Origin of the sequence: Paenibacillus sp. FSL L8-0494 (assembly GCF_038003695.1) — a bacterium.
Taxonomy (GTDB): domain Bacteria; phylum Bacillota; class Bacilli; order Paenibacillales; family Paenibacillaceae; genus Paenibacillus_AQ; species Paenibacillus_AQ odorifer.
Genome location: NZ_JBBOPQ010000001.1, coordinates 4,646,631 through 4,671,418 on the forward strand (window position 1 = coordinate 4,646,631; position 24,788 = coordinate 4,671,418).

Below are 24,788 nucleotides of genomic sequence, written 5' to 3' on the forward strand. Positions count from 1 at the left end.
CAAAGGGCATTTACCTACATGATCTTACTGCAAAATTTAACACTCACCTATATACTACTGCACAGCCTGTATGAACCGTTCTCCGATTCGCTGATAGCCATCACCATTAGGATGAAAATGATCGGTGGATAGATACTTGTCCAAATGTCTGTTAAACAAGTCAAACGTAGGAACCAAGGTCATGTTGCTATGCTTATTAATAATATCCATTGCCGTATTATTCCACTTCGTTACCGCTTGATTGCCTGGTACCAGTAATTCTGGAATATCGCCAAAGGGATTATACAGCCCCATATAGTAAATTTGCGCATTTGGATTGATCTGTGAGATTTTATCGAGAATCTTCTCCAGTCTAGCTGCTGCCTCTGGCAGAGCGGCTAATAAAGACTCTGGAGTCAGCTCCTGCTCAGTGGTTGATGAAGTTGTGTTTCCTTGCTGCGCCCCATTATTCTCAAGAATATCCGAATCCTTAAACAGATCATTTCCTCCGACAGATAGCAAAACAACATTCGACATGCGCAAGGCATACTCCACACCATCTTCGTTCAGTTTGCTTAACAGCCCGGCAGTAGTCAACCCGTTAATCCCCATATTGCCTAAAAAGTCTACTGTGACACCTTTTGCAGATAAACCAGTAACCGTACGCTTAACAAACCCTTCTCCGGTGTTATCACCAGTCCCCTTGGTAAGCGAATCCCCGAGCGCAACAATTTTGAGGAGCTTGACAGTCTCCGTCACCGGTGCGGCTGTTTGCTGAGGCAAGCTGCTCTCGGTAACCTCTCCGACCGGATAGATAATATCTTTAACCGCATAAACTAAACCAACCATCAAAACTATAGTTGTTACTATGGAAATCAAGCTGACGCTGCGCCATGTCCATTTCGAATCCTTCAAAGCTATCCCTCCGTATGCCGTTCTATTATGTATTGTTCCACAATTTACAAAGATCTTAACTATGTTACATAAACATAATTCTTCCATAGAAGTTTTGCAAATGTCTAGCAAAGAAATAAATCCCGCTGTTACAGTGTTTATGCCGAGGAGCGAGTGTGGACTTTTTTGAAAATAAAAAAATACTGGCTTTTTAATTAATGCCATTATATAATATTTCCCGTTGACTCTTTAGACATTACGGGTTATTAGCTTAGCTGGTAGAGCAGCCGACTCTTAATCGGCAGGTCGCAGGTTCGACCCCTGCATAACCCATAGAGCTAGACAGAAGAAGTAAGGACAAGTTCCTTGCTTCTTTTTTTGTTGCATTTTTGATCTTCACCACACAAAAAAAACCGCTCCCCGACTTACATCGGAGAACGATTTCTTCCTGAAGCATCTACTCGTATTATTTACCAATAAACTCTTGAACCCAGTAATTATTATCATAACCTACACCGATATAATTGAAGTTAGCATTCAAAATATTAGCGCGGTGACCTGGACTATTCATCCATGCCTTCATAACTTCTTCTGGTGTTTTTTGTCCCATTGCGATGTTCTCGCCTGCGGCTTTATAAGTGATGCCAAAGGATTTCATCATATCAAATGGTGAACCATACGTAGGTGAAGTATGTGAAAAATAGTTATTCGAACGCATATCCGTAGCTTTTGTAGCGGCAACTTTGTGCAGGCTGTCCAATCCAGCTACAGGTGACAAACCAGCTGCTGCACGTTCTTTGTTTACCAGCGTTACGATTTGCTGAACATAGGTTCCTTTATTGCTCACAGCACCTGTTGTAGTTGTATTATCTGTCGGCTTAGTTACAGTAGTTGTGTCTGCTGGCTTTGTAACCGGTTTTGTAGTTGTAGTTGTGGTCGTGTTGTCTTTGTTTGGTACTGTTCCAGTTTGCGGCTTAGTCACCACGATTGTGCTATTCGAAAAAGGGAATCCCTCAAGATTAGCTTGTTTAAAATATTGTAATATTTGCTCATAACTTGTGCCTTTTATTGTTACTGTCGATTCATTCGATGCCGCATTTGCTTCCAATGGAAGAGAAATACTAAGTGCCATAACAGCTGCCACACTACCACCGATGATTGCTTTTAATGTCTTGTTCTTCAATCTGCCATCTCCTTTTTTCTTGCGTGTAATATATGCTTGTGCCTAGAGTGACCATCTACAAATGTTACAAAGTTGTAATTTGTTCCTCAGTCATTGTAGCATAAATCTCTCAAATGTGCGCTTCTAATTTTTTACATATAATAGTCTTGACTGTAAGATTTCTGATTCCTAGATACATTCGCTTTCTTTCGCTGTTTTCCTGCCTAAAAATACCAATTCATCTATTATTCGCGAAAGAAAGCACAAAAAAAGTCGCCCTCCCCGAAAGGACGGCAACTTCAGCAAACCTATGGATAGCTGTCAATTAATGAAACGACTGCCAGAACTCGCCCTCCGTAGAGATCAATCCCATGATCTCCGCATAAGGAATCCGGAAGGTTGGAAAACCTGCAGAATACGGAGCGATCTCATAAGGTGCGAAATACAGATACAACGCTTCATTATCCACAAAGAAGGGTTGATCCGAGGTAATTCCTTTATACGTATCCGGAAAAACATATGAATATTGTGGATCGTTCTCGATCTGTTTGCCCACAATTTTACTGAGCTTCTCCACATATCTGCTGCCCGGCTTGAACAAATCTCCCAGCTTATAGAACCTGCCGCTGCGCAAATTAATATGCGGATAGATTTTGGTAGGCATTCCATGTGCTGCTCCAAAAGGAAAACGATATCCGGTCAGCTCCAGCACCAGCAGGTTTTTACGGAAGAAAGAGACTGAAAAATCACCATTATAACTAAAGTCCTGGGAAACCCCTCCACTCCCAACGTCTTCAGCAAGGGATAGCTTGCGCAGCTTATCGTTAACCTCTCGCGAAACTTCCGCACTGGCAATCCCTTCAACGACCGGATAATACACCAGATAATCCCTGTTCGGTTTGTATTTCTTCTCCACTACGGAATAGGGAGGTCTCAGCGGAATGACTCCATTTTGGCGCCAAACCTGCTTTCCCTGCCGATCATAATAAGAGGTGCGTTGATCTACATCTGCTCTTATCAAACGTCCGCTAAGGGTGAGTGTTCCTGCACCTGGAATAACTGGAGGCTGGGCTGCCTTTTTTCCACTTCTATCGATAAAATAGGTATCTTTAGCATCAAATACAGACGCCAAGCCTTCCTGATAATTGTTCACGCCAAGCAGGGTGTGATTGCTCAGGACCGCTCCCGTTTCCGCATCTGCAATTACATAACGTGATCCGCGATAAGGCTGGCTGGGGAATACAGGCGTTCCTATGGCTACTCTGCCTTCACCTAGCTGCAATACTTCATAATATTTTGCCGGGATGATCATTTTCCCTTGTTTATCAATCAGCCCATAGGCGTTGCCATAATTCTCAGCGGTATTCACCACCGCACGTCCCTCTGAAAAAGGTAAAGCAGAGGTGAATTGCGGCTGAATAGCTACAGAACCATCCGTATTTAAATAGCCATATTTACCGTTTTCAGTCGCTTGATAGGCGAGTAAACCTTCTCCCGGACTTCCTACAAAAGGATGGTTATAAGTATGCAGGATGTTCCCAGCCGGATCGATGAGCGCATACTCTCCTTCTTTGATTTTAACCAAAGCCACGCCGTTCATAAAATCATTGGCATCCACATAAATCGCGGGCAGCACCTCTTTACCTTGCGCGTCCACATATCCATATAGCGATTGGCCACCGGTTGTATTTTGTTTTGAAAATAGTGCACGCCCCTCATGTAATGAGTTCAGATAATCATACCGGGCGGACGTCACTTCTTTGCCTTTTTCATCAATAAAAGTGTACCCCTTGGCATCCGACACTACCGCGCGCTCTTCCGAAAAAGGCGCAATAAAAGAATAGATCGGCTTCACTCGTTCTCTTCCAGTGCTGTCAATGAGCCCGCTGCTATTTTTTCGCTGAACTACGGCAAGACCGTTCTTTTGAAAATCCTCAGCATATTCGTACCGAGGTTCAATCTGAACACGGCCTTCGTCATTAATATATCCCCAAAGTGTGCCCTCTTTGAGATTAAACGGCGCCGGATGCAGACCCGTGGTCCGCAGATCGTCCCCCACCCACTCCGGCAATAAGTATGGCGCCTCAAAAGGCTTATTAGAGTAATCTACACGATATAATCCCGCTTCTGCCGGAATCGTGACAAATAACTCCTCTTCCGTGCGTATGAAATCCTCATCCTGCTGAGTAATATATTCGTTCCAGCCAATGCCATCCCATTTCCATACATCCGCCTGTATCAGACCATTGTCATTCCCTTTCCCCAGCTCATTCAACCTAATCCTTAACATCCAGTCGCTCCCCTTTAACAAAGGCATTTGCCTATAGAATATGGGAGAACGTTGGTTTATGTGCTTTTTGATCTTTGGGGTTGGGGGGAGAGGAGCTTTGGTGGGGAATCCGCAGAGGGGGTAGGCGTATTCTAGGGCATTTTTGCCTCTCTTTCCTCCTCTGTATATCATTTCAGCTAATTCTGCGGGATTTGTACCTTTCATTCGCCTCACGTAGCTCGTTTCAGCCAATTCTGCGGGATTTTTACCGTTCATTCGCCATACATAGCTCGTTTCAGCCAATTCTGCGGGATTTTTACCGTTCATTCGCCTCACATAGCTCGTTTCAGCCCATTCTGCGGGATTTTTACCGTTCATTCGCCTCACATAGCTCGTTTCAGCCAATTCTACGGGATTTTTACCGTTCATTCGCCACACGTAGCTCGTTTCAGCCAATTCTACGGGATTTATACCGTTCATTCGCCACACGTAGCTCGTTTCAGCCAATTCTACGGGATTTATACCGTTCATTCGCCTCACATAGCTCGTTTCAGTCAATTCTGCGGGATTTATACCGTTCTTTCGTCCCACATAGCTCGGTTCAGCCAATTCTACGGGATTTATACCGTTCTTTCGCCCCACGTAGCTCGTTTCAGCCAATTCTACGGGATTTTTACCGTTCTATCGTCCCACATAGCTCATTTCAGCCAATCCTACGGGATTTATACCGTTCTTTAGCCTCATGGTGCTTTTGTTCTGTTACTAATATTAGTTTGTTGATATTGTTGGGGAGCTATGATGAATATGATGTGTTTTCGTGGTGCTCCTGATGGCGATGGTCGTGTTATTGCTGCTGATATTGATTTGTGGGCGTGATTGCTGTGTTCATGCTGATAATATTGAGTGGAGTGTGATAGCCGTATTTGTGTTGATGACATTAATTGGTGATGGTAATGATGCTGTAGATGTTCCGTGGCGGTGAAGGTGCAACTATTGGGTCGAGTAAATCCTATTGGTGGAATATTAGATTTGATGGAGCAAGGGTGGCAATGTTGATTGAAGTTTGTGGTGGTAAATAATGTTGATGTTGATGTTGATGTTGATGTTGATGTTAGTGTTGCTGGCGCTGTTTAGTTGTGGTTACATTTTCGCGGGTAGTTTTTGTGGTGTGTTTGTTTCATGTTGGTAGTAGCCATTGTTGATCTGTGTGTTGGTGGTGACGACGCTATTTGGTCGTGGTCGCATCTTAGTGGGTAGTTTTGGTGTTGTGTGTAGTTGGTAGTACTGTAGTTAGTGGTGTTTTGGTTGACAGTGCTGTGGTTGGCAGTACCGTAGTTAGTAGTACTTTAGTTAGCAGCGCTGTAGTTAGCAGTGCTGCTAGTGGCATTATTGGTGTAGTTGGCATTATTGGTGTAATTGATATTATTGGCGTAGTTGATGGTGGTGCCAATGGTACTAGTGGGAGCGGAAGTGGTTTATCCCCAACTAATTAAACCAGTTTTTGTGGGTAGTTTTTCATACATAGTTATGGTGGGTAGTTTTCGTGCTCGTGCGTAGTTTTTCTATGCGAGGAGCAAGGGGGCGACGTTAAGTACTTGTGAATTGGTACTTGTGAATTGGTACTTGTGAAATTGTACTTTTAAATTGCTTTTTATGAATCGGTACTTTTAAATTACATCTTATGAATTGGTACTTTAAATTGGTTCATATGAATTGCATCTTATGAATTGCTTCTTATGAATTGCTTCTTATGAATTGCTTAATCTCAGCAAGCGAAATGGACAAACCAAAAAGCGTTTGCCATAAATAGCAAACGCTATGATCACCATACATCCAACACGCAACTATTTCTTCGAAGAATACTTCCGCATATCAAACGCGACGGCGGCAATGATGATTAGACCTTTGATAATCAACTGATAGTAAGGGCTGATGCCAATGAAGGTCAGGCCGTAGTTGATTAAGGTAAAGATAATAACACCGACCAGGACACCTGGCACCGTTCCGATACCACCGGTTGTAGACACCCCGCCCACTACACAAGCAGCAATCGCATCAAGCTCATACATGTTCCCGTAGTTATTGGTTGCGCCACCTGTTCTTGCAGCCTCTAGCACACCCGCCAGACCATAAAGGGCTCCAGCAATGGCATAGATATAGATCAAGTTCTTGGAAACATCGATGCCAGATACTTTAGCTGCCTGTATGTTACCGCCGATAGCGTACATGTTCTTACCCAGCTTGGTTTTATTGAACACCACCCATACGATGGCGGCGACACCCAAGGCTATCAGCACAATATACGGGATTGAATATTGCCCCTTGCCAATAAACCCGGAACCGATTGTAGTGAAATCTGGACGCAGACCGCCAATCGGCTGCGATTGGTTCGGATCCATGTCAAAGTACAAGGAATTCAAGCCGTAGACGATAACCATCGTACCCAGTGTTGCGATAAACGGCGGGACATTCAGCTTGGAGACGACAATACCATTGACGAGTCCGCAGAGAAGACCAGCGATGATAGCTATAAGGATCGGAAGCCACACTTGCACCTGCGGCAGATCAGGAAAAAACCGCCGGGAATAATCCGGAATTTGCAGCATCGAAGCAGAGATTACCGCCGTAAAACCAACCACACGTCCAGCAGACAAGTCCGTCCCAGCTGTGATAAGGATGAAGGCAACACCAAGCGCGATGATAATCCGTGTTGACGATTGAATAAGAATGTCCCGTAAAGTATTTACAGAGATAAAGGCCGGCTCATATAAGGCAATACCCATAATCAGAATTACCAAGACAATATAAATGGCATTTTGAGTAATAAAAGATTGGGCTCTTTTAGCGTTCATTAGTAGTGTTCCTCCTTAAAGTTACGCGAAGAGTAATTCTCTTCGTAAACCAATCTAGTTTCGCCCAGCAAAACTATCATTGAAATCCTATCCTAATGCTGTGCAGCGAGCCGCATAACTTCGGTTTCCGTAGCTTGCCCGCCTTCTAGTATTCCGGTAAGCTTACCTTCCGACATGACCATTACACGGTCAGACATTCCGAGCAGCTCCGGCATTTCTGAGGAGATCATAATGATGCTTTTCCCTTGCTGCGCCAAGTCGGCAATAATCGAATAAATCTCGAATTTAGCCCCTACGTCGATACCGCGAGTCGGCTCGTCCAGAAGCAGGATTTCGGGCTCGGTTAGAAGCCATCTGGCGAGCAGCACCTTTTGCTGATTACCACCAGAAAGATTCATGATCAGCGTTTTGGTTGTTGGAGTTTTGGTCCGTAATTTTTCAATCATTTTATCGACTTCTTCTTTTTTCTTTTTTCCATCTAGTAAAAGTAGTAGTTTCTGGTATCGATGCAGATTAGCGATTGCGCCATTTTCATGAACAGACAAGACTGGAAAAATACCAGTGACACGCCGTTCCTCGGTAAGCAAGGCCATTCCGTGTTTCTTAGCATCCTTGGGAGATTGGATATGAATGCGCTTACCATCGATAGAAATCGTCCCCGATTTAATAGCCCGCAGGCCGAATAATGCTTCAATAACCTCTGTTCTCTGAGCGCCTACCAGACCACCAATCCCTAAAACCTCACCTCGTCTTAATTCAAAAGAAACATCTTTAAACGATCTTTCCTCAGGGGAGGTTAATCCTTCCACTTTCATATATACTTCGCCAGGCACGTTAAAGCGTTCTGGGAATCGATTGGTCAAGTCGCGGCCGACCATTTTGGAAATGATAAGATCTGTAGTCAATTCCGCCGCTGGCCAGGTTCCGATTTTTTTACCGTCCCGCATAATGGTAACCTCGTCAGAAATTTCGAGAATCTCTTCCATTTTGTGAGATATATAAATAATAGCTACGCCTCTACTCCTAAGATCCCGTATGATCCGAAATAAATGCTCCACCTCCACACTGGTCAGGGAGGAAGTAGGTTCATCCATTACAATAACGCGGGAGTGAAAAGAGACAGCCTTCGCAATTTCAATGGATTGGATTTTGGATACAGACAGCTTACCCACTAATGTCTCGGGATTCAGATCGATATCCAGATCTTTAAACAAATTCTCCGTGTCAGTGTACATTTTCTTATGGTCAATAAACTGAAAAGGTCCAATCCCTTTGGTTGGGAAACGTCCTAACCAGATATTCTCCATCACACTTCGGAACGGCACGGGATGCAGCTCCTGGTGAATCATGGATATCCCATTTTTCAAAGCGTCATTTGAGCTTCCGATAGAGGTCTTCTCACCCTCCAAAAAAATCTCACCGGCATCCGGTGAATAAATACCAAAGAGACATTTCATTAAAGTGGACTTACCCGCACCATTCTCGCCCATAAGGGCATGCACCGAACCTGGTCTGACCTTTAAACTAACTGCATCCAGCGCTTTGACGCCGGGGAATTCTTTAGTAATGTCATTCATTTCTAGCAAAAACTCAGCTTTTTCCATGTTGTTACGCCCCCTACGCTTTTTTCTTTTTTCATGAGAGGCACAGCGGTTTCATCCTGTTCCCTGCCTGAAAGAAATCCGAGGAGCGAATATCCGCTCCCCGTTGCTGCTATATGATCATGAATTCCATCTAGATTAGAGCGTTATTATTTGGCGTCATCGATATTATCTTTGGTGATCTTTTTATAGGAAATCCACACGTATTGGTTGTCTGTGATATCAAAGCCTACGTTATCTTTTGTAGGTGTTTCTCCTTTAGCAAGCAGAGCAGCAACTGTGATCGCAGCTTTACCTTGGTTGTTCGCATCATTCAGCACGGTACCAAGCATCGTTCCATCTTGCAGCGCTTGAATCGCAGGAGCAGTAGCATCTACACCTACTACCGGCATAAATTTATCACCCGTGAAGTAACCTGAAGCTTTCAGAGCTTCGATTGCACCGAGAGCCATATCGTCGTTGTTCGCAAGCACAGCTTCAATTTTGTCGCCATGGGAGCCAAGGAAGGCTGCCATTTTTTCTTGCCCTTTTACGCGGTCCCACATCGCAGTATCTTCAGCCAGCTTTTCTACCTTGATGCCGGCATCTTCAATTGCTTGGATGGAGTACGTAGTACGAAGCTCAGCGTCTTGGTGCCCCGGTTCGCCTTTTAGCATTACGTATTGGAGGACACCGTCGCCGTTTTTATCCGCTTCAGGATGTGCCTTCCAGTAGTCCACGATCAGTTGACCGGACATAGTTCCGGATTCTTCCGCTTTAGCGCCTACATAATAAACCTTATCCCATTTCTTCATATCTTCTGGCAGCGGCTCGCGGTTCAGGAAGACCACCGGAATATTTGCCGCTTTTGCTTTTTCGATAATAACGCCAGCCGCAGTACGGTCAACCGGATTGATCAGCATGCCTTTATATTTTTTGGTGATGAACAAGTCAACTTTGTCATTTTGTGTGGGTTGAGAATTTTGGCTATCTACGATATCTACAGTAGCAATGCCTTTGGCAGCAGTGTCGATTGCGTTACGAACACCCGTCATGAAGGTATCGTCAAATTTGTAAATGGCTACCCCTACTTTTGGCGTTTCAGTGGAAGAACCCGCATTTTCAGTTTTTGGAGCATTGGTAGCTTTACCACTGTCTGCATTATTGTTGCTATTGCCACAGCCTGCCAGAGCTGCACCCAGTATTGCGCTTGCTAAAAGAACGGAAGTGATTTTTTTCATTATTCATTGACCTCCTGTTTATACTTCTTTTTTTTGGTTTAACCCCGAATTCTCTCGGGCACATCCATATTATGCCTTAGGTGAAAACGGTTTCGAATATAAAATCCTACTCACTTTTATAAAAATTCTACTGAACCCAAAAAACGAATACCTCCCATTTTAAGGATGGCATTCGTCTTTTCAAAAATAACCCGTCCACTATCTGACGAAGGGAAATAACAATTTTTGATTCTCAGGCCACAGCATATTGTCCAAATCAATGAGTTTAGTGCCCGTATCGACACGTTCAGGAACATCCATTCCTTCGATTACCTCAACGGCATGTTTTACGGCTAAATACCCGTTACTAAAAGGATTTTGGATTACGGTCGCTTGAACCGTCCCCTCCTGCAGCAACTCCATCATTGACGGGGAGCTGTCGAACGCAACCATTTTAATATTATGCAGCCCTCGGCTCTGGATAGCTTTTGCCGCCCCTTGTGAAGCTGTCTCATTCAAGCTGGCGATCCCGCGAAGATTTGGATGTTTCAGCAGCATTAACCGTGTCAGCTCTTCAGCATCACTAATACTCGAAGTGGTATAAGAAATCTCTACTACCTGTATGTTCGGATATCGGGCAGCGTAATTTAAAAATCCCTTTTCCCGTTCCTCTGCATCTCTTGCACCATATTCAATGCCGTTTGAAGACTCCTGCTCCGCCCCCAAAGATGAATTTGTGAAGTTAATGATGCCGACCTCCCCGTATCCATTTAGCAGTTGAATGAGTCTTTCTGCAGACTTTTGTCCCGCTTCATAGCCGTTTGAACCCACATAGGCTCTTACTCTGGCCGAACCGACTTCTGCATCCACAGACAATACGGGAATCTTGGAATATGCCGCCCGATCGACCACTTGTGCAAGTCCCATGTAGCTGCTGGCAGCTAAAATAATAACGTCCGCTTTTTCTTTAATGGAGTCCTCAACCATTCTGACCTGTTCCGCAATATCACTCTCCGCATTCGGAGCTTTGAACGTTAATTTCACATTAAATTCCTGTGCCGCGGCTTCTGCACCCAATCTAACTGTATTCCAATAGTCGCCTTTGTTCATTTTCACAATAAGATGAATATTGCGGGTTTTGTTTGTGTTGATATAATTAGGTGCCGAATTAAAACAAGACGTGATCGTGGTCCATAACACCACACATACCAGCAGGGTTAGCCAAAAACGAACGATTCTCATACCGATGTCTCATCCTCCTCATGTCCAGGCTTGCCCTCGCCTGCTGCGAGTGCCGGGAAGATAAGAGTAACCGTAGTGCCTTCTTCAATTTCACTTTCAAAAGAAAGACCATAATCACGCCCATAATACAACTCAATACGCTCGTTTACATTTCTAACGCCTACCCCGGAGCCATGCATACTCTTACTGCCGCCAGTTAAAAGAACCTTCATAGTCTCCTCGGACATACCCAGTCCATTATCACGAATGCGGATGATGACAAGATCATCCTTCAGCTCCGCTTGGATCGAAATAAAACCTTCATCAGGCATCATTTCAATCCCGTGATACAGGGCATTCTCCACAATAGGTTGTAAAATTAACTTAATAGTCTGACACTGCAGCACTTCATCCTGAGCCTCGATCTCGTAGCGGAACTTATTTTTGAACCGAAAGCTCTGAATCACAAGGTAATGACGAACATGATCAAGCTCTTCCTGCACGGTAATCATATTATTCCCTTTACTAAGGCTAATCCGGAAGAACTTCGATAAGGACTGAATCATCGTGACTACCTCCTCAGTCTTGCCACGTTCAGCGAGCCGGATCACAGAATTCAAGGTATTGTACAGAAAGTGCGGATTGATCTGGGATTGCAGCACTTCAAGCTCACCTTTACGTTTGGTTTCCTGTTCATAAATAATCTGATCCATCAGTTGGCGGATACGTTGCAGCATAAGGTTAAACCGTTTGGACAGCTGTTCCACCTCATACGCGCCGCTGACATCTATTCGGGTGTTGAGGTCCCCTTCGCCCACCTGCTGAAGCGTCCGTTCCAGCTTGCGGATAGGGCGGGCAATACGTGCAGACAAAAAGACAGATACAATAATTACACATAAAATGACTACCGCTAAAAACCAGGATAAAAAAGTGTTTAGATCACGTTTGGTGGTTACAATCTCATCATAATAAGCCACGCCCACAATCTTCCAGCCTGTCTGTTCCAGTGTTCTTACGGTGATAAACCGTTTTTCACCCGTAGACTCATCCAAATAGCTACGAAAAGCATATTCCAGTACTGGCTCCACATTCTCATATTTTAAGCCAGCGTAAATCAGCTGCTGCTGAGGATGGTACACAATATTTCCCAGCTGATCGAGGATGTAAGCGTATCCTCTTTTGCCAAGCTTAACCTGCTTGCTCAGCTCATCAATGGTTCGAAAGTTAAAATCCATCAGCAGGATGCCGGTTTTTAAGACTCCGTTCTCCTTATATTGAATTAATTTGCTGATAGACACGACCCAGATATATTGACCTTTGAATAAATTCTGAATATGAGGTGCGGAATAGGAGAGCTCTGATGTTCTTTGCGCCGTCGTAAACCAGCTCTGAGTCTCCAGCTGTGTGTTGCTGCGCAGCTTCTGACCGGGTGTACCCACGACATATTTCCCCTGTGGTGTAAAAACAGCCGCCGAGACCAGATCCTCTCTGCTCCCCATTAGCATAGCCATTCTTTCCGTCAATAAAGCGGAATCCACGGAAGGGCTATTCGTAATCTGCTCCTCCGCTGTCTCAAAAATATTGCGCATTCCCTTAACATAAAGACCCAGATTGTAATTCACTTGCTCAATGATCTGCTGCATATTCATATTGGCATTCTCTTCTGCGGTCTTGGCAAACTTGTTGTACAGCATAAGACTGACAACGACAGCTACCAGCACGGCAACAGATGTAAAAGTGAGTGTAATCGTAACTTGAATGCTTCGGAGCTTGGAGGACAACCGACGTTTTCCGCCTTTGGGATGCTGCGGTCTTAGATGAAAGGAATATGGTTTATCCTTCAGCATCTTTACCCTCCTCTGGAGCTGTTTTTATACTCTTTAGGAGATTGGCCATATTTTTTGCGGAAACAAAAGCTGAAATAGTTAGGATCGGCAAAACCTATTTTTTCTGCAATTTCAAAAGCCTTCAGCTCCGTGGATCGCAAAAGTTCCTTGGCTGCTTCTAACCTAATTTGCAAAAGATAACTAACGAACGTCATTTTCATTTCCTTCTTAAAAATACTGCTAAAATAGCCGGTACTTATATGTAAATGCTGACAAACCTTGCCGATGGAAATATCAGATTCAACATAGTGGCTGCGTATATATTCTTTAGCTTCATCAATAAGCAGCTTATAGGAAGATTGACGTTCTAATGCAATCGTATCCATTAAACCGCTACAGACTGCAATAATCCATTGCTTGGCTTCGGCCATACTATTAAATTTATTAATGGCAGTTAGCGACGAAATGCCAGAACCAATATACTTTGCAGCCTCACTGCCGGATTCTTTAGCCACTCGCAGGATAGATGTAAAAATCTCCAGCAAAAAAATCTGATAATCCTGTGTAGACACCTGCTCTGCGTCAAGACCAGCAAATAACTCCTCAACAACCTCTTTAAGTTCTTGCACCGTACCTAGTTTAATCGTCCGGATTAAGGATTGCTGGGTTAGTTCATCATAGGTTAGCAGTGTGCTGGAACGTGACTCAACGTCCTCAATCCAGATCACCCGGTTATTGCCGAGAATAAGCCGATAATCTAATGCCTGCATGGCATCCCCAAATGAATTAAATAACAAAGCAGGCGATGAACAGACCGTTCCGGAGCCTGCCGTTACCGTCAGCTTCAGAAAACGCTGTACGTTCTGGCGGATTTCTTCAAGAAGCTCAAAAGTCTTTCCAGTGATATCAGTTTCTTCCCCTTCTTCATGGATTGTGAGCAATACGACCTCATCACGATGAATAAACACCCTTCCAAAACCATGCTTCGAGCATATTTCTTCAGCAATATTCAGCACAGCGAATAGCTGTAAATTCTTTTCACCAGTGTCTCGTAAAGAAATTTGCCTGCCTGCTGCACCCCCAGCCGATTCCCGCTCAGGACGAATATAATCCACACTAATTACCGAAGCCTGAAACCACCGTCCCGTTAATTTTATGCCATATTCAGAGCTTTTCTCAGCAATTTCATCCGTACGCAATCTACGCGAAATAAGGGACGATAAAAATTGCTCCCTTAACACAGGCAGACTTTTCCGGTAATGCTCACTGAGTACAAATACATTTTCTTTTTCTGCAATTTCAGCCTCGATAGTGGCTCTAACCTTAAGCAATACTTCAATTAATTCCTGCGAAGAGAACGGTTTCAAAATATACTCATCAATTTGCAATTTTATCGCCTTCTGAGCATATTCAAATTCATCATACCCAGTCAAAATGATAATCTTAGTGTTAGGATGATGACTACGAATCCATTCAGCCAGCTGAAGTCCATTCATAAAAGGCATTTGGATATCGGTAACTACCACATCCGGCAGCAAACGATCTATGGCATCCGCAGCTTCCCGTCCATTCTCCGCCTGCTCAACAATCTCAAATCCGTAACGCTCCCAGTCAATCTGCCCGATAACGCCTTCCCTAACGTCTTCTTCATCTTCAGCAAGAACTAGCTTATACATGTCTCATCCCTCTTTGGAAACGTTTTAGATGTCATAAATTTTATTGTATATGATTCAAACCAATCCATCTATGGTTAAGTTATTTAAATAGTTTTAGGTATTAATATATTAAATACATATAAAAAAAGAGTTCCAGAGCAAAAAAAAACCATCCCGCCGTAGCTGGGATGGGGATGATCGGTAACCTATAAGTATTATAGCAACGCTTTGTTAAAGCGATAGCCTGCTGTCTTTTCGAAACCGATATGACGATAAAAAGCATGTGCCGGTGCGCGTTCTACGCGGTTGCCACTTCTGAGGAAAAGCTGACAGCAACCTTGCTCACGTGCCCATTCTTCTGCTGCGGCCACAAGTCTTTTACCGAGTCCGTTTCCTCTGAGTTCTTCTGATACGATAAGTGCAGTAATCTCTGTGATACAATCTGTCTGTTTGTAATACGAGCTTACCTGTCTAAGGCCGATCATACCCACAACTTCATTGTTCAGCTCTGCTACAAGTGTGCATTGGAGATTGCTGTTCTCCATGCTTTCCAGTCTCTCTTTCATCACGCTTAGCGTTGTTGGATAGCCGAATTCCCGCAGAAGCGCTGTAACTCTCTCCAGATCATTCAAGCCGCATTTGCGAATTTCCAGTACAGGTGCCATGGTACTACTGTTCATCCTCATATACCTCCACTTTTAGCATAGACGCCGCCTGCTTGGCTATCGTCCGCGCGATTTCCACATCTTCCGCCGCACTTAACGCTACTGCCATCCGCCGACCAGGACGAACTTCCGGTTTACCAAATACGCGAACCTGAGTCCTGGGCAGTTCCAAAGCTCCTCCAATTCCGGTCACAGCAAAGGCTCGTCCTTCTCCATCAGCCTTCAGCGTAGCTGAGGCACCAGGTGTCAGCAATTGTACTGACTGGACAGGAAAACCAAGAATAGCTCTGACATGCACTGCAAATTGAGATAAATCCTGCGTCGCCATCGTGACCATCCCCGTATCATGGGGTCTAGGTGACACTTCACTGAACAATACGCCTCGATCTGTCAAAAAAAGTTCCACTCCAAAAATACCGAAACCTCCGAGCTGATCCGTTACTGCTTTTGCAATAGATTGCGCTTCTTCAAGCAGCTCTGGCTTCATAAAGTGAGGCTGCCAGGATTCCACGTAATCTCCATCCTTCTGAATATGTCCAATAGGTGGACAAAATACCGTTCCAGATACAGAACGCACCGTCAAAAGAGTAATCTCGCTCTCAAAAGTAACAAAAGCCTCCACGATAACCCGTGTTCCTTTAGCTCTCGCTCCATCCAAAGCAGTGTTCCAGCAGTTTTCTGCATCCTCAGGGCTTTTGCATACGCTCTGACCCTTGCCAGAAGAACTCATAATCGGCTTAATGACACAAGGAGTGCCTAGCTCGGCTATAGCTTGTTGCAGCTCTTCCAGACTATCCGCAAAACGGTAATCAGCGGTTGGCAGTCTAAGGTCTTCAGCCGCAAGACGACGAATCCCTTCTCTGTCCATGGTCAGCCGAGCCGCCCGCGCCGTCGGAACAACGAAAAAGCCTTCTTCTTCAAGCTCTTGAAGAGCATGAGTGGCAATTGCCTCAATCTCCGGAACAATGACATCCGGTTTCTCAGAGCGAATCAGCGCTTTCAGCGCCTCTGCATCCAGCATATCAATTACATGTGAACGATGAGCTACACCCATCGCCGGTGCATCGGTATAACGGTCTACAGCTACGGTCTCTACGCCAAGGCGTTGAGCTTCAATTATGACTTCCTTACCCAGTTCCCCGCTGCCCAGCAGCAACAGCTTGCGGCTTTGAGCTGAAAAAGGAGCTCCCCACATTGTCGATTCCAACCTCTTTCGGCAAATTGACTGTCTCGTTTTTATGAATTTCAGAAAACGTAACAGTTTCATTGTATATTTTCAGGCTTCTTTATTTTCATCCATCATACGCCAGATTGCAAGTGTTCTTCGACATTTTCCTACAAACTTCACAGAACTTTGTCGACTTTATCAACGAAAGTTTGTTCTAGACGTGATAATTGGTGGCTTATTTGGCCCCAATGATCTGCAGTCTCACCCCCTTTAAGGAGATCTAACATCGCTTTCTCTTGCTCCGCAAGCCCTTCTTGCAGGCTTTCGGCAGCAGATTTTAATTCTCTGCTGATATTCTCGACGTAATGAGCAATTAATTTTTCCTTCTGCACTGCCGCTGCAAGATTAACCGCTTCTTTCAAAAGCGGCTCTGCCGCACCTTTGACCAATTCCCGCCCAGTTCCCTCAAAGAAATAACGCGGGGATTTGAAATGGCCCCATAAAGCGGACCACTGCACAGGCTGAAGCTGGCATTCCAGATCCTTAGGAGATGGCCAAGCCTGCTCCTCATTCTCCATAAGATGAAATTCCTCCGTGGAAAAGAGTAGTTCTGTAGCTGCCGCTTCAGCAGCTTCATGAACAAGCCTGCGTCCCGTGCTCTCTAGCCGCAGCGTTGTTGCCCATAGCTCTTGCTCAAGCTCGCGCTGAGTAGTACGCATTAGTTCGGCACCACAGGCAGAGAAAATGGCTTTTAAATTCCCTGCATCCTCACGCAGTAAGGAGGGATGAAAAGATTCCTGAAAATTTCTATTGAAGGAGAAGCTAATCCGCTGGCACACATGATAGATCAGTTCTTCACTTTCGTGAATAAGATCTCTGCTAGGACGTTCCTCAGTCTCCAAAAGAGACAACCGCTTCATGGCGAACTGACGCCGTTCCTGCAGTTCTTTTAACCCGGCTTCACGCTCGCCCGCCGCCTTGGAAGCCAGATTCTGCCATTCCTCAGCCCGGCGCCGAACCGATGCGATACTCTCAGCAGCTGCGTTAAGTGAAAGCTGAGGAAGCTCATCACCAGCAAAGCTGGATAATGCTTGCTCAAATTCATTGAAGCGGGAGGTTCCATAAAGATCGTGATTATGTTGAGTTTTAGCTTCTAGAGCAAGCAAGCTGGACAAAGCATAGATTCTCGGAGACCGCAAACCTCCGGCACGCAGATTTTGAACGACATGTGCTTTAACCTCATCTAGTTCTTCTTCGCTTGAAGCGAGATCAGAGGCATTAATAATAAAGAACATTTTATCGAGAGCAAAGCTGTCTTTAATGCGGCCCAGCTGGGCCAAGAGGCCGCGATCCGCCTTCGAAAAAGCGTGGTTATAATAGGTCACAAAACAGATCGCATCCGCATTTTTCATGTAACTAAAGGTTACGCCAGTGTGACGTGCATGCAGTGAATCTGCTCCTGGTGTATCTACGAGCACAATCCCGCTCTCAGTCAAAGGACAGGCATAATAGAGGTCAATCCCTTGCACAAAGCAAGCTCGGGTCTCTTCCGCAACTAGGTTTCGATATTCTTCCAAATCAACCGTCCGCACCGTTCCTAGCAACGGCTCCGCTTCAGCCCAACCGGATGCTGCGGCTCTTAGAAATCCTGCATGCGGCAGCGCAGAGGGGTGGATTCCCCGTGTTGGCAGGTTCGCAAGTACTGCTGTCCACGTATCCTGTTGCGGCTCTCCAAGCTGCAGCACGCTGAAGGAATGGCAGATGTCATCCCAGAAATCCGCCATGCTCTTCATCGTTACAACCGCGCTGGCATGGCGGAAGTCTCCTTCCGGCGCCAATATGCGGTTAACTGCGGCCGTGGCAGGGTGTGGCGACACGGGCAGCACTTCTTCGCCGAGTAAAGCGTTGGCGAAGGAAGATTTGCCTGCGCTGAACGCACCGAACAGCGCAAGGGTAAAGCGGCCGCCGGCGAGATCCTCCGCCCGTGCGGCCAGACTGCGCGCCGCCGATGCCATCGCTGGCTCGCGGCGCAGCAGCTCTGCCGCAGCCGCCAGCGCGTCAGCGGCTGCCGAGAGCCGGCGGCGTCCGCCCGCCGGCGAAGCCGTTCCCGCCGCCCAGCTTGCGGCGGCGGCACTTCCAGCCGCGGCGCGTTCGCGCGGCTGGGTCTCCCGCGGTGCGGCGCTCTGCGCAGCCGCACGCAGGGTGACCTTCACCTCCGGCAGGATGCCGGGGGTGAGGGTCCGGCGCGGCGGCAGCAGCGCCGCTAGCTCGTGCGCGCGGGCGTCAGCCGCGCGGTCCAGGGCGGCTAGCGCGCGGGCAGCGCTCGCCTGCCGCGTAAGGGCCTGTTCGCGGCGCTGGAGTTCCGCGCGCTGCTCCTCGATAAGCGATGGCAGCTTCGCCAGCAGCTCATCGCCAACTAACAGCGCAGCGCGGCGGAATTGGCTCTTCAGATCTGCCGCAAGTGTGCGGCAGAAATTGAGCAGCGCCTCGCCGCTATACCCCGTTCCCGGCTTAACTGCAGCCGCCAGCCATTCCTGGCTCACCGCCGGGAACCCTTGCTTCAGAGTCGTCTCTGCCTCCTCTGCCCACAGTCCGAGATTCTCCGCCCATTGACGTACCAGCTGAATCAGATGCCATTCCAGCTGAGCGGAAACCTCTCGGACCAGTAATCCTTGCCAGGCATCCAGTCGTTTGTCTTGTTCCTTCTCCCGCCGTCCGGCTGTAGAGAACAAACCTAAGCGGAAGCCTGGACTGACACTCTCCACATAGCTCCCTGCCGCCTCTCTAACATCCGCAGGCATTAAGTTAGCATTATTGAGTAAGGCATCAAGATCACTTCGCAGGCTCGCTCGTGATTGCTGAGGCAGCTCCTCAAGCAGTGCCTTCTCTTCCTCCAGCGATTTCAGCTCATCCATCACAACTGTAATCTCTGCACCCTCTAGCTCAGCTAAAAGAGTTTCCCGTTCCTCCTGCTGGTCTTCACGGAACGCGGTTAGCGAAGAATCTGCTGTATGATGAATGGAACGTGACAAGCTATATTGAAGCAATTGTTCCCTGTGCTCCAACAGCTCTGTTATAAGGTTCAGCAGATTATCCCAATGATTCAATGGGTGCTCTTTCATTTTGAGTGAGGTAAACAGAATCCCCGCACAATGAATCCCCCACTGCTCAAAAGCATTTTCAAGCTGGCGTTTATATTCTTCAATGGAAATTTCTTGTTCTCTGTGCTTGTCTATCTGATTAACAATAAGATAGAGCGGTTTGCCCCAGTCACTAAGATTTTTGGCAAATGCTAAATTATTCTCTGACTGTACATGGTTATAATCCATAACATAAAAGACGACATCAGCTAAATGCAGCGCGGAACGAGTGGCCGCCTGGTGGCCATCATCCGTCGAATCCACGCCAGGTGTATCCAATAGAACACCATGCTTCCCTAGAAGAGGAATCTCATTCCAGACTTCAATAGCGGAATATTCTCCGCCATTTCGACAATATTCCTGTAATCTTTCTGGTGTTGTCTCTACAGGGTCAGGTTCATTTTCACTTCCCTCAACCCTTGGATAGATAAGCACTCGTGGAGCCCCGCTGCGGATTGAAACAATATTGGCACTAGTCGGCACAGGTCCGGAGGGCAACACTGAGCTGCCGCATAAAAGATTAATCATGCTGGATTTCCCTGCCGAAAAATGCCCACAAAAAGCAAGGGTCAGTTCATTCCCACCCTCTTTATTTTGTAAATCTTCATATATTCGTTCAGCGCTCTCATCGCGCCAGTGGCGCATTAAATCTTTCAGTTGGGAAAGCAGCGATGCTGTTTCACTTAATGTCTCTCTCTGAATTCTAACCCGTTCCGCTCCCACAGACATTCCACCTCCACAGTTACCTTCTAATCATGCACTGATCTTAATCCATTCATGAATACTGATTTAAGCTCTTTTTTATGCAAAACTTATATAGGTGCAATTTCTGAAATTTAGCGCGGAACATTTTTATAAATAATAATTACAGTTTATCACCAGTTTGACACAAATTAAATACACACTACTTACAAAATAACCTATCATCTCCTACGAAATGATACAAAAAAAGAAGCGACGTTGTCGTCCTGTAAAGCCAACAGTCGTTTCTCGTAGAAATATAAGGATATTCAATAAAAAAAGGAGCCAGCCCCAAGGGCTGACTCCATTTCAGGTCACTTCTCAATTATGCAGTTTCCAAAACAGGCAACAGAATTTCGAATACTTTTCCGTGCTGCAGAATAGTCAATCCACGAGATTTGTCTCTCATTACGACAACCTCTGGTTTTACAGACATACGCTCCAGATAGTGCTCAGGCACATCACCGGAATGACTGATCGTAATGCCCTCTACTTCTTGCTCTTCATTTTCTTCCAGCGGGCTTTCCACTACGCGGTCAAAAATATCCGAGAATACCTCAAAATTATCTGTGTATACAGAAATGCATTTCATCTCTATCCCATCCTCTTCTTCAACTCTAACTTTTAACTTTTTGGCGTATGATCTTTAGCTTTCCTGACGACAGCCGTTTTCATACGTTTTTTGCCCTCTCGACATACATCAAGGAGCGGACAAACCTGACATTTTGGATTCTGAGCCTTACAGTGATATCGTCCAAAAAAGATTAGCCGGTGATGCGTGAGCGTCCATTCATCACGTGGCACAGCCTTCATCAGCTTTTTCTCCACTTCCAGCACAGAATCTTTCCAGCCTGCCAATGCAAGTCGTTTAGCAACCCGCTCCACATGAGTGTCCACAGCAATGGCAGGAACTCCAAATGCGTTGGACACTACTACGTTAGCGGTTTTACGACCTACTCCTGGCAACGTTACAAGTAAGTCATGTGCCTCAGGCACTTCTCCGCCATACTGTTCTATGAGTATAGAGCACAGGCTTTGGATATGCTTAGCTTTGTTACGATATAAGCCGATGCGCCGGATATCCCCCTCCAATTCCTCCAGCGGCACAGAAATATAATCGATGGGGGCTTTGTACTTTTGGAACAGGTCCTCGGTCACTTTGTTCACCGTTGCATCCGTACATTGGGCTGACAGCAGCACCGCTATTGTTAATTCAAAAGCGTTACTGTGATTCAGCTCGCAATGTGCATCCGGAAACAAATCTCCAATCGTATCCAAAATGTGGCGGACGTCTGCAGCTTTCATAGTGTCCCCTCCACGGAGCAAAAACGCTCAGAAAATTCTAACGAGCGTCTCACCTCAAATGTTAGAAATATAAGCAAAGTACGTATTATAACGTATGGATTCATACATTTCAACACATACGATACTGGCATTATATTTCAAGTATTAACGCCTTGATTGTCCTAATAAGAACAGTAAGCGTTTAAGAGAGAAATATAAGACATACAGTATAGGAGCAATACTTATACTTTCTTATATTTCAAAAAAAACGTCTTGACGCAGGTAAAGCCCCCTGTGTCAAGACGGTGATTCACTCAGAAATCCACCATTGCAACTATTGTTTCACAATTTCAACCAAAATATCATTATTGAAATACATTATAATATTATCATTTTCTTTCAAAGATTGCACGGATAAAGTCGAATCTCCCTGATGAATATAAACATTAGCAGGAACAAAGAATTGATATTTATCGTTCAAATTAGGTCTCTTCGTCACCAATGAGTTTGTTGCACTCTCATAACGTGAGAATGTTCTACTGAGCTGAGACATAATACGAATCGTTGTAGATCCATCCGGATCCTTGCGAATCTCTACTCTGTCCCCTGCCGTCAAGTTGCTAAGAGCAGTCGTTGTCGAGCCGTCACGAATGATTTTGACTCCTCCACTTACTGCTAAGGTCTGTGCAGCTCCAGCATAATCCTTCACGACTACGCTATTCCCAGCGGCATCTACAGAACTTACCTGGCCTGTTGTGAGCTTAACTGCTTGAATAGCCAGCGGTGAGCTACCATCAAAGGTCACATTAAGATAATCTCCCGCTTTTAAATCCGTTAGCTTAATGCTCTCACCAGCTTCATTGGTCAACGGGATTGCCAAAGTATTAATATCACTGGTTCCCCCATTCCATTTGATGCTCAAACGGTTGGTTCCGGAATTCACCGTTGCCGCTTCAACTTGCAGCACAGTCTTCACTTTCAATACCGCTATCAGATCCTGGCCTGTAGTCAGTGAGGCAGTTATATTGCTTCCAATAGGAACATCGCTTAGGGTTGGACTAGTCTTGCCAAAGAGATCAACAAGTTGCGGATAAGGCATCGTTAAACTTTGTCCATCATTAAGCTTCAGAACAAGAGTTTTCGACGTAGAATTAACAGCCGTTAAAGTTCCATCGTACTTTGTGACAATTTCCAAAGACAAAGCACGCTGTCCTATTGCCTTCAGATTAACTTTGCGGTTCTCGATAAGTTTCGCACCCATATTAGTTAAGTTAGGCAATGCACCTTCATAAATCAGCTTTGTTTTCTCATCCAACTGAACCACATGGGCTTTTTTGCTGCTATCCATAACTGTAAGGAGCTGTGTTTTGCTATTATAATCCACAATTGTTGCTCCACTATACTGCTCAATTTGGCGGCTTAACACTTCAATTTTGGTGACTTGATCGCTGCTGTTTAAGGTAACCTGAATCTTGTCCCCACCTACTGCATCAGCAATAAGATCATCAGCTACTGCTCCACTCATGTTCGGAATAACAATCGTCGGTTTAGTGCCAAGCAGTTTAACCTCACGATTTCCGTCTGCTTTTTTGTAAACAACTGTGGAACTAGTCAGCTCGGTAAGTACCCCGTCAACTGTCCGTTCAACACCTTCTGTCACTTCTACAGTGCGGATCACATTATCTTGAATCGTATATTTGACCGCATTACCTGTCTTCAAATCTGCAGGTTTCAGCACTGATGCTTGAGAGCTGAATAATGAAGTCCCATCTTCCCATTTAAAAGTTTCTACAGTACCCGCAGTATTTTTGAAAGTAATGCTTTTACCAGTAAGATCTACACTTTGAATAGTGCCTGTTGTTGTTTTGTTAACAACCCCTGAAGTCACTTGAACCTTTACTACTTTATGTGAACCACTATACGTTTCACGTTGCAGTGAAACTACACTATCTGTTACCAGCGAAGCAGGTTCAATTCCAGCTCCATTTACATCCACAAAGGAAGTAGTCTCATCGTAGTAGTATTCTGTGAACCCTGTTGGTGACTTTAACCAAAGCTTATTACCTGGAGCTACCATGGCGAAGTTTCCTGACAGAGTCTCTACTTGTTGTGTAGGGTCAGTCACTTCAACATAAGCCGCGTTATATGTCGCGCCAATTACAGTAACCTTAGTGTAGGGTTGGACATCACTTAGATTGATTCTGCTTTCAGAAGCACTTGTGTAATAAGCAGTGCTTGCTCCCAGGGTATATGTAGAAGTCTTTCCGTTGTTATAGACGGATAGTTTCCCATCTGCTAATTGACTGATCGTTCCTGATACCGTGTTGTCGTATTCAACCGTATTGTGAGCTTCAGCGCGACTGAAAAAAGTCGCCAATTGCGCACGTGTTACAGCGCCTTGCGGATCAAAACGATTGCCATCAAGTCCATTGGCTAGGCCTAAATCAACGGCAACGTTGATGTAACCACGTTTGTTGGCAGACACTTTGGTATCATCTGCAAAGCCAGTTGGCTCACTAGCAGCCCCTGCTGCATCTGCGCTTTTTCCAAGGGAGCGGATTAACAGCTCCGCAATCCATTCCCGGGATGCTTTACGCTCTCCCCAAGAAGTCTTCAGATTATCTGGAGCCATTTCGGTTGCTTTATCGAGTAATCCTTGTTGAAAAGCCAACACAACATAATCCTTGTAATAATTCGTAACCTTAAAATCGGTAGGCAATGCTACCGCAGAAGAAGCATCCACTTTATCCTGCAACTTCATAAACCGCAGGGCCATAAGCACTGCTTCCTGTTGAGTTACAGAATCTCCAGGACGGAACAATCCATTATTCCCAACCACAATTCCTTGTGAAGCGAGTTTGTAAATATGTTTTTCAGCCCAGAAGCCTGTCTTCACATCGCTAAAAATCCCTACAGATTGAGTAGTGGTTGATGTCGGTGTAGTGGCAGCTGTGTCTGCAAACACTGCACTTGCACCACCAAAAACCATAACACCAGCCATAACAGCCGACACTGCTTTATTAGAATAAGCCTTCAATGGACGTTTTGACCTTTTTTGCGCGGACAATAGATTATTCCCCTCTCTATGACTCAAATAAATAGTATGTTTAAAAATTCGTCAGCTAGATGCCT

At 45.4% G+C, this 24,788-nt stretch carries 17 protein-coding genes and 1 tRNA gene; 3 read left to right on the forward strand and 15 right to left on the reverse strand.

Annotated elements, in window-relative coordinates:
• Positions 1 to 54: 54 nt before the first annotated feature.
• Positions 55 to 894 carry a GDSL-type esterase/lipase family protein gene (locus tag NYE35_RS21110; protein ID WP_076274742.1) on the reverse strand — a complete coding sequence of 280 codons (840 nt, stop codon included), beginning with the start codon at positions 892 to 894 and terminating at the stop codon, positions 55 to 57.
• Between the two features lie 239 nt (positions 895 to 1,133).
• Here NYE35_RS21110 and NYE35_RS21115 point away from each other — a divergent pair.
• Positions 1,134 to 1,206: transfer RNA gene (locus tag NYE35_RS21115), tRNA-Lys, on the forward strand.
• A 133-nt stretch (positions 1,207 to 1,339) separates the two neighbouring features.
• Here NYE35_RS21115 and NYE35_RS21120 read toward each other — a convergent pair.
• Together NYE35_RS21120 and NYE35_RS21125 are read right to left on the reverse strand one after the other, a co-directional pair.
• Positions 1,340 to 2,056, reverse strand: a complete 717-nt coding sequence (locus NYE35_RS21120) for a CAP domain-containing protein (protein ID WP_036685704.1) — start codon at positions 2,054 to 2,056, stop codon at positions 1,340 to 1,342.
• A gap of 304 nt (positions 2,057 to 2,360) precedes the next feature.
• Positions 2,361 to 4,835, reverse strand: coding sequence for a WG repeat-containing protein (locus NYE35_RS21125; protein ID WP_341122016.1), 2,475 nt, complete (start codon positions 4,833 to 4,835; stop codon positions 2,361 to 2,363).
• A 298-nt stretch (positions 4,836 to 5,133) separates the two neighbouring features.
• On the opposite strand from NYE35_RS21125, the gene NYE35_RS21130 reads away from it, so the two are divergent.
• Positions 5,134 to 5,286: a hypothetical protein gene (locus tag NYE35_RS21130; RefSeq protein WP_155288159.1), complete on the forward strand. Its 153-nt coding sequence runs from the start codon at positions 5,134 to 5,136 to the stop codon at positions 5,284 to 5,286.
• A 280-nt stretch (positions 5,287 to 5,566) separates the two neighbouring features.
• Positions 5,567 to 5,797, forward strand: coding sequence for a hypothetical protein (locus NYE35_RS21135; RefSeq protein ID WP_076104459.1), 231 nt, complete (start codon positions 5,567 to 5,569; stop codon positions 5,795 to 5,797).
• Between the two features lie 351 nt (positions 5,798 to 6,148).
• Here NYE35_RS21135 and mglC read toward each other — a convergent pair whose 3' ends face one another.
• The 12 genes from mglC to NYE35_RS21195 all read right to left on the reverse strand — a co-directional run bounded on the left by mglC (position 6,149) and on the right by NYE35_RS21195 (position 24,723).
• The gene (gene mglC, locus NYE35_RS21140) at positions 6,149 to 7,156 is read right to left on the reverse strand and encodes a galactose/methyl galactoside ABC transporter permease MglC (protein ID WP_036685697.1); all 1,008 of its coding nucleotides are present in this window, start codon (positions 7,154 to 7,156) and stop codon (positions 6,149 to 6,151) included.
• Positions 7,157 to 7,248: 92 nt separating this feature from the next.
• On the reverse strand, positions 7,249 to 8,760 hold the full coding sequence (locus NYE35_RS21145) for a sugar ABC transporter ATP-binding protein (RefSeq protein ID WP_076141297.1): 1,512 nt from the start codon (positions 8,758 to 8,760) through the stop codon (positions 7,249 to 7,251).
• Positions 8,761 to 8,906: 146 nt separating this feature from the next.
• The gene (locus NYE35_RS21150; RefSeq protein ID WP_094903385.1) at positions 8,907 to 9,977 is read right to left on the reverse strand and encodes a galactose ABC transporter substrate-binding protein; all 1,071 of its coding nucleotides are present in this window, start codon (positions 9,975 to 9,977) and stop codon (positions 8,907 to 8,909) included.
• A 198-nt stretch (positions 9,978 to 10,175) separates the two neighbouring features.
• Positions 10,176 to 11,198 carry a substrate-binding domain-containing protein gene (locus NYE35_RS21155; protein ID WP_036685687.1) on the reverse strand — a complete coding sequence of 341 codons (1,023 nt, stop codon included), beginning with the start codon at positions 11,196 to 11,198 and terminating at the stop codon, positions 10,176 to 10,178.
• A complete protein-coding gene (locus NYE35_RS21160) occupies positions 11,195 to 13,024 on the reverse strand; it encodes a sensor histidine kinase (protein ID WP_094903383.1) in 1,830 nt (609 codons plus the stop codon). The genes NYE35_RS21155 and NYE35_RS21160 overlap by 4 nt, the downstream gene beginning before the upstream one ends.
• A 2-nt stretch (positions 13,025 to 13,026) precedes the next feature.
• The gene (locus NYE35_RS21165; protein WP_036685685.1) at positions 13,027 to 14,679 is read right to left on the reverse strand and encodes a response regulator; all 1,653 of its coding nucleotides are present in this window, start codon (positions 14,677 to 14,679) and stop codon (positions 13,027 to 13,029) included.
• Between the two features lie 194 nt (positions 14,680 to 14,873).
• The gene (locus tag NYE35_RS21170; RefSeq protein WP_232061416.1) at positions 14,874 to 15,338 is read right to left on the reverse strand and encodes a GNAT family N-acetyltransferase; all 465 of its coding nucleotides are present in this window, start codon (positions 15,336 to 15,338) and stop codon (positions 14,874 to 14,876) included.
• Complete coding sequence (gene purT / locus NYE35_RS21175; protein ID WP_094903381.1) at positions 15,328 to 16,518, reverse strand: formate-dependent phosphoribosylglycinamide formyltransferase; 1,191 nt, start codon at positions 16,516 to 16,518, stop codon at positions 15,328 to 15,330. Before purT ends, NYE35_RS21170 begins: the two co-directional genes overlap by 11 nt.
• 149 nt (positions 16,519 to 16,667) lie before the next feature.
• Entirely contained in the window at positions 16,668 to 20,354 is a 3,687-nt protein-coding gene (locus tag NYE35_RS21180) for a dynamin family protein (protein WP_254924644.1), read from the reverse strand.
• 343 nt (positions 20,355 to 20,697) lie between these two features.
• A complete protein-coding gene (locus tag NYE35_RS21185) occupies positions 20,698 to 20,964 on the reverse strand; it encodes a hypothetical protein (RefSeq protein ID WP_036676334.1) in 267 nt (88 codons plus the stop codon).
• A gap of 32 nt (positions 20,965 to 20,996) precedes the next feature.
• Positions 20,997 to 21,677 (reverse strand): endonuclease III, encoded by a 681-nt coding sequence (nth, locus tag NYE35_RS21190; protein WP_036676333.1) that lies wholly within the window; start codon positions 21,675 to 21,677, stop codon positions 20,997 to 20,999.
• A gap of 313 nt (positions 21,678 to 21,990) precedes the next feature.
• Positions 21,991 to 24,723 carry an S-layer homology domain-containing protein gene (locus NYE35_RS21195; protein ID WP_081384340.1) on the reverse strand — a complete coding sequence of 911 codons (2,733 nt, stop codon included), beginning with the start codon at positions 24,721 to 24,723 and terminating at the stop codon, positions 21,991 to 21,993.
• Positions 24,724 to 24,788 lie beyond the last annotated feature (65 nt).